This is a genomic window from Pontibacter ruber (assembly GCF_023630205.1).
GTDB classification, from domain to species: domain Bacteria; phylum Bacteroidota; class Bacteroidia; order Cytophagales; family Hymenobacteraceae; genus Pontibacter; species Pontibacter ruber.
In genome coordinates this window covers 1,130,617-1,147,805 of record NZ_JALPRR010000002.1, presented here as the reverse complement: position 1 = coordinate 1,147,805, position 17,189 = coordinate 1,130,617, and the positions used below count along the sequence as shown (strand labels likewise).

22 protein-coding genes are annotated in these 17,189 nt (G+C 47.0%); 6 read left to right on the top strand and 16 right to left on the bottom strand.

Going from position 1 to position 17,189, the window contains the following annotated elements; all coding sequences use genetic code 11:
- Nucleotides 1-28: 28 nt before the first annotated feature.
- Both MJ611_RS11755 and MJ611_RS11750 read right to left on the bottom strand, forming a co-directional pair.
- Nucleotides 29-661, bottom strand: a complete 633-nt coding sequence (locus MJ611_RS11755) for a DNA-3-methyladenine glycosylase family protein (RefSeq protein WP_250429995.1) — start codon at nt 659-661, stop codon at nt 29-31.
- A 107-nt stretch (nt 662-768) separates the two neighbouring features.
- Nucleotides 769-1,812 carry a threonine aldolase family protein gene (locus MJ611_RS11750; RefSeq protein WP_250429994.1) on the bottom strand — a complete coding sequence of 348 codons (1,044 nt, stop codon included), beginning with the start codon at nt 1,810-1,812 and terminating at the stop codon, nt 769-771.
- Nucleotides 1,813-1,891: 79 nt separating this feature from the next.
- Here MJ611_RS11750 and MJ611_RS11745 point away from each other — a divergent pair, with 79 nt between their 5' ends.
- Nucleotides 1,892-2,074 (top strand): hypothetical protein, encoded by a 183-nt coding sequence (locus MJ611_RS11745; RefSeq protein ID WP_250429993.1) that lies wholly within the window; start codon nt 1,892-1,894, stop codon nt 2,072-2,074.
- Nucleotides 2,075-2,180: 106 nt separating this feature from the next.
- Here MJ611_RS11745 and MJ611_RS11740 read toward each other — a convergent pair whose 3' ends face one another.
- Together MJ611_RS11740 and pyrE are read right to left on the bottom strand one after the other, a co-directional pair.
- On the bottom strand, nt 2,181-2,678 hold the full coding sequence (locus MJ611_RS11740; protein WP_250429992.1) for a metallophosphoesterase family protein: 498 nt from the start codon (nt 2,676-2,678) through the stop codon (nt 2,181-2,183).
- A gap of 953 nt (nt 2,679-3,631) precedes the next feature.
- Nucleotides 3,632-4,270 carry an orotate phosphoribosyltransferase gene (gene pyrE, locus MJ611_RS11735; RefSeq protein ID WP_250429991.1) on the bottom strand — a complete coding sequence of 213 codons (639 nt, stop codon included), beginning with the start codon at nt 4,268-4,270 and terminating at the stop codon, nt 3,632-3,634.
- Between the two features lie 108 nt (nt 4,271-4,378).
- On the opposite strand from pyrE, the gene MJ611_RS11730 reads away from it, so the two are divergent.
- Nucleotides 4,379-5,059, top strand: a complete 681-nt coding sequence (locus MJ611_RS11730) for an NUDIX hydrolase (RefSeq protein ID WP_250429990.1) — start codon at nt 4,379-4,381, stop codon at nt 5,057-5,059.
- Here the strand turns inward: MJ611_RS11730 and coaD are convergent.
- From coaD to MJ611_RS11715, 3 genes are all read right to left on the bottom strand, one after another.
- Complete coding sequence (gene coaD / locus MJ611_RS11725; protein ID WP_250429989.1) at nt 5,016-5,492, bottom strand: pantetheine-phosphate adenylyltransferase; 477 nt, start codon at nt 5,490-5,492, stop codon at nt 5,016-5,018. The two genes, MJ611_RS11730 and coaD, sit on opposite strands and share 44 nt — an antisense overlap.
- Nucleotides 5,493-5,634: 142 nt before the next feature.
- On the bottom strand, nt 5,635-6,522 hold the full coding sequence (locus MJ611_RS11720) for a DUF3822 family protein (RefSeq protein ID WP_250429988.1): 888 nt from the start codon (nt 6,520-6,522) through the stop codon (nt 5,635-5,637).
- 97 nt (nt 6,523-6,619) lie between these two features.
- Complete coding sequence (locus MJ611_RS11715; protein ID WP_250429987.1) at nt 6,620-7,105, bottom strand: NUDIX domain-containing protein; 486 nt, start codon at nt 7,103-7,105, stop codon at nt 6,620-6,622.
- 36 nt (nt 7,106-7,141) lie between these two features.
- Between MJ611_RS11715 and MJ611_RS11710 the strand changes: the two genes are divergently transcribed.
- The 3 genes from MJ611_RS11710 to MJ611_RS11700 all read left to right on the top strand — a co-directional run bounded on the left by MJ611_RS11710 (nt 7,142) and on the right by MJ611_RS11700 (nt 9,690).
- Nucleotides 7,142-7,603: a PaaI family thioesterase gene (locus MJ611_RS11710; RefSeq protein WP_250429986.1), complete on the top strand. Its 462-nt coding sequence runs from the start codon at nt 7,142-7,144 to the stop codon at nt 7,601-7,603.
- 145 nt (nt 7,604-7,748) lie between these two features.
- Entirely contained in the window at nt 7,749-9,155 is a 1,407-nt protein-coding gene (locus tag MJ611_RS11705) for an ATP-dependent DNA helicase (RefSeq protein ID WP_250429985.1), read from the top strand.
- 82 nt (nt 9,156-9,237) lie between these two features.
- Nucleotides 9,238-9,690, top strand: a complete 453-nt coding sequence (locus MJ611_RS11700; RefSeq protein ID WP_250429984.1) for a DUF1573 domain-containing protein — start codon at nt 9,238-9,240, stop codon at nt 9,688-9,690.
- Nucleotides 9,691-9,773: 83 nt separating this feature from the next.
- Here MJ611_RS11700 and MJ611_RS11695 read toward each other — a convergent pair whose 3' ends face one another.
- From MJ611_RS11695 to MJ611_RS11665, 7 genes are all read right to left on the bottom strand, one after another.
- A complete protein-coding gene (locus tag MJ611_RS11695) occupies nt 9,774-10,151 on the bottom strand; it encodes a DUF423 domain-containing protein (protein WP_377494649.1) in 378 nt (125 codons plus the stop codon).
- 112 nt (nt 10,152-10,263) lie between these two features.
- On the bottom strand, nt 10,264-10,716 hold the full coding sequence (locus MJ611_RS11690; RefSeq protein WP_250429983.1) for a DUF2750 domain-containing protein: 453 nt from the start codon (nt 10,714-10,716) through the stop codon (nt 10,264-10,266).
- Between the two features lie 172 nt (nt 10,717-10,888).
- Complete coding sequence (locus MJ611_RS11685) at nt 10,889-11,746, bottom strand: glycerophosphodiester phosphodiesterase family protein (RefSeq protein ID WP_250429982.1); 858 nt, start codon at nt 11,744-11,746, stop codon at nt 10,889-10,891.
- A gap of 167 nt (nt 11,747-11,913) precedes the next feature.
- Complete coding sequence (locus tag MJ611_RS11680) at nt 11,914-12,603, bottom strand: YggS family pyridoxal phosphate-dependent enzyme (RefSeq protein ID WP_250429981.1); 690 nt, start codon at nt 12,601-12,603, stop codon at nt 11,914-11,916.
- 112 nt (nt 12,604-12,715) lie between these two features.
- A complete protein-coding gene (locus MJ611_RS11675; protein WP_250429980.1) occupies nt 12,716-13,768 on the bottom strand; it encodes a vWA domain-containing protein in 1,053 nt (350 codons plus the stop codon).
- The gene (locus MJ611_RS11670) at nt 13,749-14,666 is read right to left on the bottom strand and encodes a hypothetical protein (protein ID WP_250429979.1); all 918 of its coding nucleotides are present in this window, start codon (nt 14,664-14,666) and stop codon (nt 13,749-13,751) included. Before MJ611_RS11670 ends, MJ611_RS11675 begins: the two co-directional genes overlap by 20 nt.
- Nucleotides 14,659-15,540: a DUF58 domain-containing protein gene (locus tag MJ611_RS11665; protein ID WP_250429978.1), complete on the bottom strand. Its 882-nt coding sequence runs from the start codon at nt 15,538-15,540 to the stop codon at nt 14,659-14,661. Before MJ611_RS11665 ends, MJ611_RS11670 begins: the two co-directional genes overlap by 8 nt.
- A gap of 58 nt (nt 15,541-15,598) precedes the next feature.
- Between MJ611_RS11665 and MJ611_RS11660 the strand changes: the two genes are divergently transcribed.
- Nucleotides 15,599-15,997, top strand: a complete 399-nt coding sequence (locus tag MJ611_RS11660; RefSeq protein WP_250429977.1) for a DUF4296 domain-containing protein — start codon at nt 15,599-15,601, stop codon at nt 15,995-15,997.
- A gap of 60 nt (nt 15,998-16,057) precedes the next feature.
- Here the strand turns inward: MJ611_RS11660 and MJ611_RS11655 are convergent, their stop codons facing one another.
- The gene (locus tag MJ611_RS11655; protein ID WP_250429976.1) at nt 16,058-16,414 is read right to left on the bottom strand and encodes a tRNA-binding protein; all 357 of its coding nucleotides are present in this window, start codon (nt 16,412-16,414) and stop codon (nt 16,058-16,060) included.
- A gap of 143 nt (nt 16,415-16,557) precedes the next feature.
- Nucleotides 16,558-17,163: a trimeric intracellular cation channel family protein gene (locus MJ611_RS11650; RefSeq protein ID WP_250429975.1), complete on the bottom strand. Its 606-nt coding sequence runs from the start codon at nt 17,161-17,163 to the stop codon at nt 16,558-16,560.
- Between the last annotated feature and the right edge of the window lie 26 nt (nt 17,164-17,189).

Sequence of the window (17,189 nt, the reverse complement as noted above, 5' to 3'; positions counted from 1 at the left end):
AGCAACTTCAAAGCTCTGCTAAAAGAGTTTACTTAGGCATATTATCCAGCGACTGCCAGAGGTATTTGCTGGCAATGGTACGGTAGGGGCGCCAGTATTCGGCTATCTCCTGCATACGAAGGCGCAGTGGTTTTCCTGTCTCTTCTAAACTATAGTGGCGCTTCATGGCATTCTGTATGCCCAAATCATCTACCGGGAAAACGTCGGGCCTTTCCAGGGCAAACATCAGCAACATTTCTACGGTCCAGCGGCCTACCCCTTTAATTTGTGTCAGGTGTCGGATTAGCTCTTCATCTTCCATGGCATCAATCGTGGCATGTTCCAGGTTCCCATCTTGTGCAAAGGCTGCCACATTCCGGATGTACCCAATCTTCTGAAACGATAATCCAGCGCTGCGCAAAATCTCATCTGGTGTTTCCAGTACCAGGTGCGGGTGCGGATAGCTTTCGGGATATAGTTCTGTGAACCTCCTGAAGATAGTAGCCGCTACCTTGGTTGAAAGTTGCTGTGAGACGATAGAACCAAGCAACTTAAAGTATAAATCTTCAGACCTGGAAGACTGCAAGGGCCTGCCTTGGCTAACTATAGCAGTTATGATAGGATCTTTGGCTAGTACAGCCATTATTTCAGAAGAAGGAAGCTTAGGAGAGGAGTGGGTCATAGTTTTATATGGATTGGGTGGGCTGAAAGGATCGACAAAGTATACATAACCTACCCCTCCTACAGCTACTTTGATAAATTGCCGAAGGCAGGGGCAGGAAATTAATTTTATACTTCTACCTGCTGCTTGCTCAGCGAGTGCAGTACCTGTAGCGTATGCTGCAACATTTCCTCAGTTATATCAAGGTGCGTTACAAAGCGGATCATCTGCGGTCCGAAGCTTGAGGCACGGATGTTTTGTTCATCAAGGGCTGCTACAAAGTCAAGGTCTTTATACTTCTCGTTCAGCTTAAAAATAACGATGTTCGTTTCTACCGGAAGCACGCTCTCCACATAATCCGCCTGTAGCAACGTTTCTTCCAGGGCTTTGGCTTTGCGGTGATCCTCCTGCAAGCGCTCGATGTTATTATCCAGTGCATAAATGCCGGCTGCTGCCAGGTAACCTGCCTGGCGCATACCGCCACCGAGTACTTTACGGATGCGGCGCGACTTCTTGATGAAATCTTTGCTGCCGAGCAGAACAGAGCCTACCGGCGCACCCAAGCCTTTTGAAAGGCAAACAGAGATGCTGTCGAAGTATAAACCATAATCTTTCGCCTTGTTGCCGGAAGCTACCAATGCGTTAAATACACGGGCTCCATCCAGGTGCAGGGGCAGGTTGTGGCGCTTGCATACTTCAGAAATGGCAGCAATTTCTTCGATCGTATAATAAGCACCGCCACCCTTGTTGCAGGTGTTCTCCAGCGATACCAACCTGGTTGGCGGATAGTGCACGTTATCCAAAGGACGGAAATGTGCCTCTACCTGAGCCGGAGTCATTTTACCACGGTTGCCATGCACCAGGGCAACAGAAGCCATGGAGTTATACATGATGCCGCCGCCTTCATACTGGTAGATATGCGAGGTAATATCGCAGATCACTTCTGTCATGGGCTCTGTATGCGCTTTGATGGAGATCTGGTTTGTCATGGTACCGGAAGGGCAGAAGAGGCCAGCCTCCATACCAAACATGGCAGCTGCTTTCTGCTCCAACTCATTTATAGTTGGGTCTTCGGCATACACATCGTCACCTACTTTGGCTGCAAACATGGCGCTTAGCATCTCAGGAGTGGGCCGGGTAACGGTATCGGATCTTAAATCTGTTATTTGCATGAGTAATTTGATTCTATAAATACTTTACTTTGTAAAAATAAAAACTTAATTTTGCCCTTCAAATTTAAAAATTGCAACGATGGGAGTTACTAGACTTAAAAGAAAAGACCGTAAAAATAAGGCAAGAGCAAACAACAAAGTAGCCAGAATTAAGCAATTGTTGTTAACGCCTGTTATCAAGAATGTTGACATGGACGAGCTGCGTGCTCAGTTCGGCGAAGCCCCTAAAAACCAGAAGGTAGAAGAAGCTTCAGCTGAGTAATCTTATTACGGTTAAGTAAACCATCTGCCTGCCAACGCTGTGAAAGCTTCGGTTGGCGGGTTTTCAAAAGATTTCAAAGTGTGCTTGCCTCGCAGGCACGCTTTTTTTATGCCCTTTTGCCAAGCTCAATTACCTGCAGGTCACGTACCTGACCTTCCTCTACATTAAACCGCACCATGGTTCTGATCTTGTGGAAGCCGTGCTTCCCAGCCGCCCCCGGATTGATGTGCAACAGGTTGTGCAGGCTCTTATCTGTCATAACCTTCAAGATATGAGAGTGACCTGTGATAAATAGCTGGGGTGGGTTCGTTTTGATCTCCTGCCTGATATCTGGATGATACTTACCCGGGTAACTTCCAATGTGGGTCATGAGAACTTCCAGTCCATTGGCGTTAAACCGAAGTACTTTCGGGTGGATCAGCCGGATGTCCTTGTCATCGATGTTGCCATATACACCACGAAGGGGAGCAACCTCGCTAAGCTTTTCCGAAACTTCCAGGGTCCCGAAATCTCCGGCATGCCAGATCTCATCGCGGTCGCCGAGCAAACGCAATATCTGATCATCTACATAACCATGGGTATCGGAGAGGAGGCCTATTTTCATGCTATTGAGTTTTATACTGCAGATAAAGGTACAGAAATACGGTATTTGAAGTTACCAAATTTACTTCTGTCATTTCGAGCAGAGCGAGAAATCTGATACAGTTCTATAGCTGAAGTTTATACTTGTTGCCGGCAAGCCTTTGCTTCGTAGCTACTTGTTTCCTCAGTCTTACAAAGGCTATTGTTTCATTTCATACTTTGGTTTGCTCACGGCCGCGGGGCCTCGTCCTTGGGCATCGCGCTGTTGATTTGAAGCTGCCATCGGCTGCGCCTGCAGGCTGCTTCGCTGTCGCTCAGCACCGCAACAAATCAAAGGCGCTCAACCCAAGGACAGGAAAAGACACTGCTTCGTAAGCCACTATGCAACAGGAGCCTTGTGTAGGGATAGGTCGCGACCTGTCCGCGCTATACCTGCAGCTATGAAACTTATACTTTGTACATAGCAAAAGCAAAGATTCCCCTCTTGAGAGGGGCAGGGGTGTGTTAAAGCAAAGGCTTAACCTCCCAGCCCACAAGATCCTTACAGGATGACATTAAAGATAGCAGAAGCAGAAAAAATCCCCTTTGAAGGGGGTAGGGGGATGACCAGCAGCAACTATAAAACTTATACTTGATGTATAGCAGAGTCAGAGTTCCCCTCCTTAAACTAGCAAGAAAGCGAGTTCGATGCTAGCGAGCGTAGCTCTGAGGGGCAGGAGTGGTTTGACAACAGGAACAACTATGAAAGTATAATTCCAGCTAAAGCAAAGGCAGAATTCCCCACTCGGGAGAGGCAGGTTTATACTTAAATCTGTAAAAGATCAAACCTCTCTTAAGTTCGCAGCTCAAGAGTAGCCAGTAAAAGGAGAGAATAAAGATGAAACAATCCGACAGCTGCAATCAAACAATAGGCTGTAAAACAAAAGGAGATGAAGCTTTTGCTTCATCTCCCCTCTAATACTTATTTTCAGTTAACTAAACACCCCAGGTTTCCGGAGACTCACGCCATCTGGCGAGTGCTTCCATAGCACTTTCAGGTATATAGCCATTAGCAAGTGCTGCTTCTGTAAGTGCGTTATAATTGCTCAGGCAGTACAATGGGATACCTGCTTTACGGAAATTTTCTTCTGCTACCGGGAAGCCATACGTGAAAATGGCTACCATACCTACCACTTCGCCACCGGCTGCTTTAACGGCTTCGGCAGCTTTCAGGGAACTACCCCCCGTAGAGATCAGGTCTTCCACGAGCACTACTCTTTGCCCTGGCAACAATCGGCCTTCTATTTGGTTACCCATGCCGTGGCTTTTAGGCTGCGGACGCACGTATAAAAAAGGCATCTCCAACAGGTCGGCCACAAGGGCACCCTGAGCGATGCCTGCTGTAGCCACACCCGCAATCGCTTCGGCTTCCGTATAATGCTCTCTAATAAGAGCCGCCAACGCATCTTTGATGTAGCTGCGGATGTACGGAAACGAAAGGGTTACGCGGTTGTCGCAGTAAATAGGTGAGTTCCAGCCCGAGCTCCATTTGAACGGCTGCTCCGGTCTAAGCTTTACGGCCTCTGTTTCCAGCAGGAAAGAGGCTACCTGATGTGCTGTAGTAGTAGAATCCATGAGCGAATTTACATAAATATTCAACCTTTTTGAGCCCCTGTGTTTTGTTTGCGTAGATTTATTTATTGATTTGTATAATTTCATTCTTTATAAAGAGCACCTAAACCCATGAACGTTTTCATTAACGATATTCCCCTGATCCTTAAAAAGTCGAATGAGAAGGTATACAGGCACCATTACGACGTGGTAATGGACGCTGATGACCATTTCTCTTCCAAGGATCTTGTGGGCGATGTGCTTTTCCGGGATGCGGATATCCCGCTAATTGACAAGCTGGTACGGCTGATGGAAGTCAAAAAGCTGAAGAAGCTGAGCTCGCTGACGCTGGTTACCGCTAAAAAGAAAAAACTGATCCTACACCTGAAAGATCAGTTTAAGATCATCAAAGCTGCCGGAGGCCTGGTAGTGAAGGAAGGCAAAATCCTGATGATCTATCGCTTAGGTACCTGGGACCTTCCGAAAGGCAAGCTCAACAAGAAAGAGGATGTAGAAGAGGGGGCCCTGCGCGAGGTTGAAGAGGAGTGTAACATTAAAGTGGAGATTCTGGACAAGCTGCCAAAAACCTGGCACTCATATGCTTATAAGGGCAACAAGATCCTGAAAAAGACTACCTGGTACCTGATGAACTGCACTGATGACAGCCTGATGAAGCCACAGGCCGAGGAGTTTATCGAGGAAGTTCGCTGGATGACACCGGAAGAAGTACTGGAAGTGTTACCGAAGGCGTATACGTCTATTTCTTTTGTTATCCGGCACTATCTACAATCGCTGAAATCGGGAAAGGTATAAAATCATCTACGTTGCCGCCAAAGCGGTGAATTTCCCGGATAATTGACGAGCTGATGGCCGCCAGTGGGGGTGAAGTGATCAGAAAAACGGTCTCGAGCTCGTTATTTACGTGGCGGTTGGCTTGCGCAATAGTGTTTTCATACTCGAAGTCGGTGGTATTGCGCAGGCCACGGAGCAAAAACTTCGCACCAACTGTTCTGGCAAACTCAGCAGTTAATCCTTTGTAAGCCTGTACCGTTATATTTGGATTGTCCTTAAACAGATCTGCTATCACATCAATCATGCGCTCTACGGGTATATAGCGCTGCTTGCTGCTGTTGTTGCCAATAGCAATGATTACCTCATCAAAAAGCGAAGCTCCTCTCAATACCACATCCAGGTGGCCATTGGTAAAAGGGTCGAAAGAGCCCGGGAACAGAGCAATACGTTTCATATTATAAGTTTTGAATGAGTGATTAACTGAATGAGTAAGTAGGTGTGGTTTATACTATAGAGAATCATATTGAGATAAATGAACGGTACGATAGGTTAATATAGAATCTCCCATCACTCATTTAATACGCCTACATTTTTCACTACTCGCAAAAATGTAGGCTGTAGATCTCAAAGTACCGATGCTCGAACAGATCGTTGAATTTATAGCTATACTCAACATCTATTGGTTTTTTGCCGAACCGAACGTGCCGTATGTATTTCTGCAGAATAGAGAATAAGCTGGAGTCGTGGGTGATATCGCCCCAGACAGTAATTGTGCCTTGTTCCGGATTCATCTTTTGCTCCTGCATCACAAAGATGATGTAGTAAATAAAATCTTCCGGGCTTAGGTAGTGAAATATATTGCAGAATTCCAGCCCCTGATCGCTCACCACCAAAACGGTAACATAGTTCCGCTCCACGTAAATGGCAAGGTTGCGCTCGGTATTAGGACCAAACTGGTGCATAACGCTTCCTATCAACGTGCTGGTCAGGTGCACAAACTGCACAGGTCGCTCCGGGAACAGGCTCTGTACCATTCGGTACACAACACCTTCCACAGCAAATATATTAACGGCTTCTAAGCCATTGTGCTTGTAGTTCAGCACTACGTCTTCCTGTGAGCTGAACTCGCTGTGCAGGCGCAGGTAATCCGATTGGTGGGCCGGGTCAAAAAGCGTTTCCGGTACAAGTGTAAAATGCTGGTTGCTGATAGACACCCGTACCGTTTGCCAGCGATGATCCTGTAAAAGCGAGCTGCCTTCTGCAATCAAGCTCAATTGCTCCGATAATTGCACCGGCGTGAAAACAGAGATCAGTTCATAATCTTCCAGCGCTACAAACTTGTTTCGGCTCATATCAGCCACACCCACCCGGATAAACTTGGGGCTTACATAGAGGTAAAGGTTGCATGAGGGCGCTTGCGAGGGCTTAAATGCCTCGTCGTAAATTTTGTGCGCCAGCCGGAAGTGTGTGCTGCTTGTGTTCAAAGTATAGAAGGTGCTTGTTTATAGCTGCAACATCAGGGTAGTGATGCATTGCTATCCTGCAAGTATAAAAAAAATATACCATATCCGGCAGCAGACGTTAGCTTAAAAACCGGTGCGGCATGCCCAACAGATCATCCAGTGACAACAGGTGATGCAACATGCAGTGCTGGTCCTGTTTAGGTACCTGCTGTATTTCTTTGAGGCTAAGGAATTGTACCTGCTCTATGATCTGGTTCTCCTCAGTAGCTTCAGGATCTATACCCGTTAAAAGGCTTCCTCCGGTTGTGCTTACTTCGAAGAAAAGCTCTATGGCATGCAGCGGCTCTTGTAGAAACTCATTTACGAACAGGAACCTGTTAACCTGGATCTGAAGTCCTGTCTCCTCCAGGAACTCCCGTTTCAGGCAATCCTCTACCGTTTCACCGTAATTTAGTCCTCCGCCGGGTGGTGCCCAGAACATGCTGTTACCCACAGAAGCCTGGTGCCTTACCAGCAGCAATTTGTTCTGCTCAATGCAAATGCCGCACACACGAACGCGTACTTTATCTGTGTAAGCAGCTATATTTGGGTTAAGGTTTTTCATTTTGCTAAGCTAATGTATTGGTCGTAGCTTTACAGCATGATACAAACGTTTAATCCGGATTTTAAGCTGGATATTCGCGAAAAATTAGAGCGCCAGGAGTTTATGAAACTCATGGGCTTTGAAGTGACAAAGATAGAAGTTGGCCGCGTTGAAGGGGAACTTTTGCTGGAACAGCGGCACAAGCAACACAAAGGCTTTACGCACGGCGGTGTTATTGCAACATTGGCCGATATTGTAGCAGGCTTTGCGGCAGTTAGCCTGGTACCGAAAGATCATCATGTGGTAACCGCCGAAATCAAGGTATCATACTTTCATCCGGGCGTGGGCGATAAGTTGTTGGCGAAAGGGTACGTGATCAAGCAGGGACGGAAGCTTAATTTCTGCGAGGCAGAAGTATACGTAATGAAAGGAGAGGAGCAGCCCTTGCTCATTGCCAAAGCTACCACTACCATGGCCACCATCACCCCGGAAGACATCGCAAGGAAGTTAGAAAGTTAGAGAGTTAAAGAGTTGGAAAGTTAAACTATACTTGTGCTATTGAATGTTGAAGTGTAGCTGCAAAGTATACATTCGAGATAAGTCAGACCGCTTTATACTTTGTATTACATTAGTAATTCGTCATTTATAATTCATAATTAATAAAATGCGTCCAGTAGAAGCGCTGCGAACCAGTTTTCCTTTTGAACCAACCGAAGACCAGGCACGGCTTTTCGCGAAGCTCGACGAGTTTATACTTTCCAAAGAGGAAGAACGGCAGGTATTTCTCCTGAAGGGGTATGCCGGTACAGGTAAAACTACCGTGGTAACTTCGCTGGTAAAGATCCTGAACAAGTTCGGGTACAAGTATGTGCTGCTGGCACCTACCGGGCGAGCAGCTAAAGTTATGTCGTCTTACAGCGGCAAGCCTGCTTTTACAATCCATAAAAAAATTTACCGCCAAACGGCCAATCCATACTCCGAAGGTCTCTCTTTTACAAGGCAGCCGAATAAATCGGAAAGCACCTTTTATATCGTAGATGAGGCCTCCATGATCTCGGATGAGAGTGGCTTTGGCGAGAACGGGCTGCTGCAGGACCTGTTGAGCTATGTGTTCGACAAAAAAAACAACAAGCTCTTACTGATCGGTGACACGGCACAGCTACCTCCTGTTAACCAGGCTATTAGTCCATCGCTTGAGTCCACTTACTTAAAGCATAACTTTAAGTGCAAGGTAAGCGAGATCGAAATGAAACAGGTTATGCGTCAGGCAGAAGCTTCGGGCATTCTGATGAACGCAACGAACTTGCGCAACCAGTTGGGAGGGGAAAAACTGGAGATACAGTTGACCACCAAAGGCTGGCGCGACATGTATAGAATGACGGGCGAAAAGCTGGAGGATGGGTTGCGGTATGCCTACGACAAGTTTGGGATCGAGAACTCCATTGTTATCTGCCGCTCAAATAAAACAGCTAACCTGTATAACCAGCACATCCGCCGCCGAATCTTCTTTTCAGAGGATGAGATTGGGGTGGGGGATTACCTGATGATCGTACGGAACAATTACTTCTGGCTTCCCAAAGATTCGGACATTGGTTTTATGGCTAACGGCGATTTCGTGGAGATCACCAAGATCATCAGCTTCGAAGACATGTATGGTTTCCGTTTTGCCGATGTGCGCCTTCGTTTTGTCGATTATCCGGATGCAGAGGAGCAGGAGGTCAAGATCATGCTCGATACACTTTATTCGGATGCGCCGGCGCTGCCAGCCGACCAGAACAAGAAGTTGTACGAAGAGGTGCTGCAGGACTACATGGACATCCCGAACAAGCGTGAGCGTAGCAAGGAACTGAAGAAAAACCCATACCTGAATGCCCTGCAGGTGAAGTTTGCCTACGCTCTGACCTGCCACAAAGCGCAGGGTGGGCAATGGAAAGCCGTTTTTGTAGACCAGGGTTTTCTGAAAGACGATATGGTAAACGAGGAGTTTGCCCGCTGGCTTTATACGGCACTTACAAGGTCGTCGGAAGAGCTGTTCCTGCTGAACTTTAATCCGCAATTATTAGTTAGCTGACAAAAGAAACAACGGCGTACAAGCGTTGTTAAACTATAATCTTTAGATTAGCGTAGCATTAGATCATAACCCTTTATACAGCATGAAAAAGATCTTTTTATCGTTCGCATTTGCGGCTATGGTTGCCGGTGGCACTATGGCTCAGCAACAACCAAAAACACAGGTTACCGCACCTCAGGAGCAAGCTAAAGCAGGTGCAGCTATCACCTTCGAAGAAAAAGAGTTTAACTTCGGCGACATTACGCAGGGTGATGTGGTGGAGCACACGTTCAAGTTCACCAACACAGGCAACCAGCCGCTCGTAATCGAGCGTGTGGACGTAACCTGCGGCTGCACCACGCCAGCCTGGACGAAAGAGCCCGTAATGCCAGGCAAGACCGGATTTGTAACTGCTAAATTTAACAGCGCAGGCAAATTAGGTCAGCAGAAAAAATCAATCACAGTGCATTCTAATGCGGCCGACGGTGCTGCTTATGTGTACATTGTGACCAACATCAAAGAAAAAGGTGTTGCTGGTGCTAAGGCAAATAAGTAAGCCAAAGCAGCCGTAAAACTTAGAAGCCCCGCTTAGGCGGGGCTTTTTTTATACTTACTTCAAATGTAGCTGAGTTTAAAGTCTTACAGCGCCTTCAGGATCGCATAAAACAAGGCTCCCCAGCCCACAATCATAGCCGTGCCTCCGATGGGCGTAATCGCACCCAGCCAGGTAACGCCCGTCAGGCAAAGTATGTAAAGCGAGCCTGAGAAAATAAGGATGCCGATAAAGAAGCCCCAGGCAGCTATCTGAAGGGCCGGATGTTCTACGCGGAAAAGGAGCAAGCCAACAGCCAACAGTGCCAGGGTATGATACATCTGGTATTTTACCGCCGTTTCGAACGTGTCGGTGCGGTTGGTGGCCTGCAGCAAGGGGGCAAGTGCATGAGCTCCGAAAGCGCCAATCATAACAGAAAGGGCGCCTAGTGCACTGGCAATAAGAAGTATGGCTTTTTGCGTCAAGGTATCGGAATTTTAAAGTTTGATCAATCCTACGGAAAGCAGCAAAGGTATAGCTGCAGGTGTAATTTTACTTACTTTTCTCCGGATTAATCAAAAAGTCATGATGTAGTGCTTATTCTTCGCCGCCTTCCAGCGCTTCGATCACCTGCTCTTCGAATTCCTCCTGACTGTCATATTGGGTAAACTCCAGCGATTTACCATGCTCTTTCAGCTCATTTATAATTTCCAGGGCTATTACCAGTGGCTCTACTTCCTTACCGGTCAGGTCGGTGTTCCAGTTCGCGCCTAACAGCAGTTCATCGCCATACATGCCAACACACCAGTTTTCCAGAAACTCCACTAGCGAGATTGATTCAGGTTCGTACTCGGCCCAGTCGTCTTCTGCGCAGGCAGCAGCACCAGCTTTGTCAGACCAGAAAAGTATAACTTCCGTATCCTCGAACTCATAAGAACTGGAGGTTGCCCAGGTGTCCTCGTGGGTCAATCCCCAGACAGTTTCTGTTTCCACTACCTCTGTTATAAAGTCCTGGTATCTCTTTTCAATGTCCCTGGATTCTTGTTGCATGTTGTTAGCAGTTTAGCGATTCATAAAGTTAATGCCCACCAGGTATACTTACCTAAGGGTATCATAATTGATACTATATAAACGTACGGGAAGGAATAAGCCTTAAAACGTATTAGAATAATTATAGTTTTGTTCTCTTCCTTTTTACAATTACTTATTTTATTTCAGAAAATCATAGTTCCTTGAACAGATTTGGATAGTCTGAAATAAGGCCGTCGACGCCTGCTGCTTTTAACTGCTTCATTTCCTCAAGGTTATTCACTGTCCAGGGAATAACTTTAATGCCGAGGCAGTGGCAATTTTCTATCAGTTTTGGTATCACAAGTTTGTAGTAAGGGCTGTAGATGTCAGGGTTAAATCCCAAACTCTGTAGGTTGCGCTCCAGACCTTTCAGGTTCTCTACTAAAAGCGATGTGCGCATGTGCGGATATTTATCGTGTAGCACCTGCAGCGTACGTACATCAAACGATTGGATGATCACCCATTGCCTGATTTCTTTCTCCTCCAGTACATCCATCAACAGCTTTATAAACTGCTTAGGCTCTGGGTGGTATTTTCCATCTGTTGAAGGCTTCGTTTTGGTTTCGATGTTGTAGAACACCTGCGGCAACTGGTGCTTCTTGATATAAGCCTGCACTGAATCGATGACCTCTGAAAGCAGGGGCTTGTAGGTTGCAAGGGTTTGTTGATCCGGAAACTTTGGGTGTTGTTTAGACCCTGCGTCAAAAGCCTTCACCTTATCATAATCGAGCTGATAGAGCACATACTTTTTCTTGTCTTTAACCGTAATTTCGTGTCCATTGGGTAGCAGTTCATGCTCCCGATTGATGTAGGGATCGTGTGAAAGTATAACCTGACCATCTTTTGTGATGTGCGTATCCATCTCCAGTGTTGTTACACCAAGTTCTAACGCCTTGATCATGGCCGGGATGGTATTTTCAGGCAGCAGGCCGCGAGCGCCCCGGTGCCCTTCGGTGTCGAAAGTGGGTAGTTGTGGAAGGTCTTTCTTAAATGCAGGAGTCTGAGCCATAAGGGGAGGCAAACCGGCTGAAGTATAAGCCAAACAAAGTATAACGAAAGCGAAAATCTGTCGAAGGTGCATACTGCATGTTCCCTATATCTATACTTAGAAACTGCAAAACATATTTCCTACGTTTAGCAAACTACCTAGATAAGCTTTTGCAAAGCAACACAGCTTTACTTTTTCAGGTAATTCCTCGCTCCGAAGATTCCGCTTCCTACCCGAATCATGGTGCTCCCTTCTTCCAGGGCCAGTTCCCAATCGGAGGTCATACCCATGGAGATCTCGCGGAAGTCCGGGTTTGAGATGAAGAACGTATCCCGCAGTTTTTCGAAGCAGCTGCGCAGGTAACGAAATTCCTGGCGCAATTTTTCCTGGTCATCTGTGTTGGTGGCTATGCCCATCACGCCTGTTATCCGGATGTAATGCATGTTGCGGTACTCGTCTGACTGCAGCAGCGCCACGGCCTCTTCGTAGTCCATTCCATACTTTGTTTCTTCATCGGCTATCGAGATCTGCAGCATGCAGTTAACAGGGAAAGTTCTGTTGACCTGCTCAGCCCTGCGGTTGATCTCTGCCAGCAACTTCAGGCTATCTACCGATTGGATGGTATCGATGAAAGAAGCGATATACTTTACCTTATTTGTTTGCAGATGGCCGATCAGGTGCCAGGCAATGTCGTGGGGTAGTTGCTCCCGTTTCTCGACCAGCTCCTGTACTTTATTTTCGCCGAACAGCCGGTGTCCTGCATCATAAGCCTCCATGATCTTTTCGACAGGATGTGTTTTGGTTACAGCTACAAGCCGGCAGGGGGTGTTGCGCAGCCTTTCGTCAAAGTATAAAATGTTATCTGCAATCGTGGACATAGTTTTATCTGTATTAGTTGTTCTAAGCGAATTGTTGGAAAGTTAAATTGCTAATTCATATCAGCCATACTTCACCTTTCTAACTCCTAAACTATTTAACTTTCTAACTATCCTAGTCTTCCAGTACGTTGGTAACAAATGTGTTCTTCAGTAACATCCAGATCAGCAACATAAAAATTGCCCATTTCAGGTATACCTGGTAGTGGTCTTGTGTGTCACGGAAGCGCTTTTCGCTTACTTCGGTTCGCTCGTAAAGGTTTATGTTCCGGAAGATTTCCTGCAGCGCGTCCTTGCTGTCTGCCCTGAAAAAACGTCCTTCCCCGATGCGCGCAATCTCACGTAAGGTTGTCTCGTCCATCTCAGTTTCGACATACAGTATATTACCTTTATCATCCACATCATAAGGCACTTCGCCGTCTTTGCCTATACCTATAGTATAAATTTTGATGTTGTGGGCATAAGCCAGCCGTGCTGCCATGATCGGGTCCAGGCTGCCGGCTGTATTTTCACCGTCGCTGATGAGAATGGCTACTTTGCTTTTCGCATCGGAATCGCGCATGCGGTTGATCGCGATCGCCAGTGCGCTGCCAATTGCTGTCCCGTCGTTGGGAATCATCTTAAACGTGATGGATTTTATACTTTCACGGAGCAGCTGATAGTCGGTTGTGAGCGGGGCAACAGAGTATGCATCGCCGGCAAATACAACCAGCCCTATACGGTCCTGTACACGGCCATCAATAAAATTCAGCGCTACATCTTTGGCGGCATCCAGGCGACTGGGGTTAAAGTCCTTTAGCTCCATAGAACCGGACACGTCCATTACTACAACTATATCAATGCCTTCAGCTGTTTGTTCTACCTGCTCGTTCACACGCTGAGGCCTTGCCAAAGCCACCAGCACCAGCATGATGAAAAGGATAAATGCAAGGTCAGGCAAGAAGCGGAGCAGGCTCGTCCATTGCCACTGCATTTTACCTTCAAACATGGCCATATCGAGCCGGTTGCGGGTGTTGAGCGTAAAGAGCCATTTAAGCAAAAACAACAGCGGTACCACTGGCAATGCGTAGAGCACAGCCGGGTATACCCAATCGAAGGAGCGCAGGGTGCTGTAACTGAACCACTCCAGGTTCAGCCAATCCAACATGTCATCGCTTATTTTTAGCATTTCGGGTAAATTCTCGTTGCGTTTTGTAGCGGCGTTTAGCAAAACGGCGCAACATGTGCAGGGCCTCGCTGGTCTCTTTGTCGGCCTCTGTAAGCAGGTTACCGTAAATGGCCTTGTCGCAGAGGCGAAGCGCGGTGTTTACTTCCTCATCGTCGTGGTAGAACAACACGATTTCTTTTGTCGTGAAGGAGTTGATGGCACTTCGCTCCAGCTTGGTCAGGTAATTTTTCCATAACGATACTGCCTTCTCCATACTTTGCGAGGAGCCTGATTTCACAAAGCGGTCTACATGAGAAGAGTAGCGGGAGGTAAAATACAGGTGGTCTTTGCGCAGGCGGTACAGTTTAAACTTTATCCTGATAGCCTGCCCGAAGATGATCCAGATCAAACCAAAAAATGCAAAAACCGAAGTAAGCCAAAGGATTAAGACAGGCCAGTTAAAGCGTTCCTCAACCGGGACCAGCTTTGTGTCTGACCTGAATTGCAGCGGGTCGTTTACCTGCTTCACCAATTGCCGAAGTACGACGGCATCCGGGCGAGCCAGCACTTCTGCCGTATCTTTGCCCTGCAGCACATACACCGGCAGAGCAAGTTGCTGTACGGGTTCGGTTTCAAAAGTACGCAAAGTGTACACGGCGCTATCTGTACTGATACCGCCTTTGGTAACGGTAGGATAGAAGCGCTTGCGCACAAACTCAAAGGGAGCAAACGTGTAGTTCGAGTCGGGAAGAACGACTTCCTGGGCAGAAGGGTGATGATGTACCAGCGTATACTGTACAAGTTCGCCCAGCTTTACCGTGTCGCGGCTGAAGTGGCCGACAGGTTGCGGCACCTGCTGACCTAAGGCCGACGACCACGAAAACAAGTATAAAAGTATAAAAAAGGTCAGGTTACGCACTCTTTTTCGATGTCTTGTTCCGGAGCCTGAATAAATTAACCAACTGTGGCACATAGTCCTCGTTGGTCTGTATGGCAAGGTAATTGGCCTGGTACTTCTGGCAGATGCGCACCACCTTGTTCTGGTTGTGCGCATATTGGGTAAAGTAGCGTAGCTGGAAGTCTTCACCGGACGTATTCAGCCACACCGTACGACCTGACTCCTTGTCTACAACGGGCACAATACCAAGTCCTGGAATTTTTCTTTCGCGCAGGTCCTGCAACTGTATCACGATAAGATCGTGCCGTTTGGCAAGCATGGCCAGTTCTTTTTCGTAGTTAACATCAATAAAGTCGGAGATAAGCAAAACGATGCTCCTCCGTTTGATGATATCGAGTGTGAGTTTGATGCCCGCAGCAAGATTAGTTTTAGAAGATTTTGGCTGCAGCTCCGAAAGCGCTTTTATGATGGTATAAGCCTGCTCGATGCCTTTGGCCGGCCGGATGTATTTCTCTTTCTGATCGCTGATACAGATAATGCCGATCTGGCTTTGCTGACGAGCTGCAGATAGTGCCAGCACACCGCATATCTCTTTGCCTACGTCTATCTTTTGTTGTTTACCTGTGCCTATTGTCTGGGAAGCACTCACGTCAAGCATGAGAAAGACTGATTGCTCTTTTTCCTCGCGGTATGTTTTTACAAAAGTGCCATGGCCTTTGGCCGATACGTTCCAGTCAATAGAACGCACATCGTCGCCGTACTGGTAAGCGCGCACGTCGTCGAATTCCAACCCGTTGCCTTTAAACACGGAGTGGAAATCGCCCTGCATCTGGGTGTTGATTGCCTTCCTGATGCGTATTTCGTATTTTCGCAGCTTCTGTACAAGCTCTTTCATTGCCTGGTGCCCTCGCGTCAGATTTTAAAATTAGGACATATTCCCGTAATTTACATCCGTGAAAAGACTTTTCTACATACTTTTTTGCCTGACCCTGCTGGGGTGCAGCCAGGAAGAACAACAAAAACCGGAGCATCTGCTTTCGCGTGACAAGATGATACAGATACTGGCAGACGTGCACACCGCCGAGGCAACCGTTGAGCACCAGGTAGTGTACCCGGACACAGCCCTGATGACCTTCAACTACTTACAGCAGCAGATACTCAAAAAGCACAAGATTTCAGAACAGGAGTTCAGGGATACCTACAACTATTACCTGGACAATCTGAAGGAAATGGACAAGCTGTATGAGATCATCATTGACACACTAAGTGTGCGCGAATCAAAGGCGCGGGTACAGGCAGGACAGGAGCCAGTTCCGGCAGATACTTCTGCCGGAATGGAACGTTCGCAATAATAGCAATACATCAGCTCTCTGTATTGGCAGGCGTTTTCAACTTACCTGACGTTTTGCCTTTTACATAAGCTTGCTTCCGTTTGGAACTTTAGAGGCAGGCTGTGCTAGTACAATATCCTTGTTTTCATCTTCAAAGCCGGTTACCAGTACCTCCGAAATATACTTCCCGATCTGCTTTTTACCGAGATTGGTTACGCAGAGCACCTGCTTGCCTACCAGTTCTTCTTTGGTATAAAGTTTCGTGATCTGTGCACTGGATCTTTTCAGACCTAACGGACCCAGGTCTACCAGCAGTTTGTAGGCAGGTTTTCGTGCCTCCGGAAAATCATTTACTTCAACGATCGTTCCCACACGAATATCTGTCTGATCAAAATGTTGCCAGGAGATCGTTTCTGTAGTTTCAGGTGCGGTTTGCATGTGGTGTCTGTTATGTTATTTTAACATGAAGTTAAGCTGAATCTCTTCCTGCCTTTAATCAGGCTGTATCAAAGTATTAGCGTTGCCATACCTTAGTATATGCTTTGCCGCATTCAGGTTTAACAGTGAAAATTTACAGGGTATTATTTAGTTAGTTTATTCTTCCTGTTTACTGGTGTAGGCAGGTTCCAATGGTAATGCAATGCTAAGATGCGTATTGTAAAACATACAATCAAGGCTATGATCGCTACCCAGTCGCCTGAAATCCAGTTCAGGTAGTTTCCTAAAACAACAATGGCAGCTGCTGTAAGCGCCGCCGAAGCATAAATCTCTTTTTCCAGAATTACAGGTACCCGCGTAAGTAAAACATCGCGCATTACACCGCCACCAACAGCCGTCGTAATACCCAACAGAACAGCTACCTCACCATTGTGGCCGAAGTGCAGCGCTTTTTCTGCACCTGTTACGGCAAATAGGGATAAACCTACAGCATCGAAAAACAATACCGGGCGGTTGAGCCGCTCTACAACAGAAAATAAACCGACGGTTAACCCGGTAGCGATAATGGCTACAATCAAATACTGCCAGTTTGATATTCCGGCAGGTGGAGTAGCACCGATGCAAAGATCTCGTATGATTCCGCCGCCGCAGGCAACAATAAATGCAATAGCGCAGATCCCAAAAAGGTCAAGGTTGCGTTTTCGTGCGGCTGTTGCCCCGCTTATAGCAAAAGCAAAAGTGCCTGCCATTTCCAGCACATAGTACAGGGTGTGTA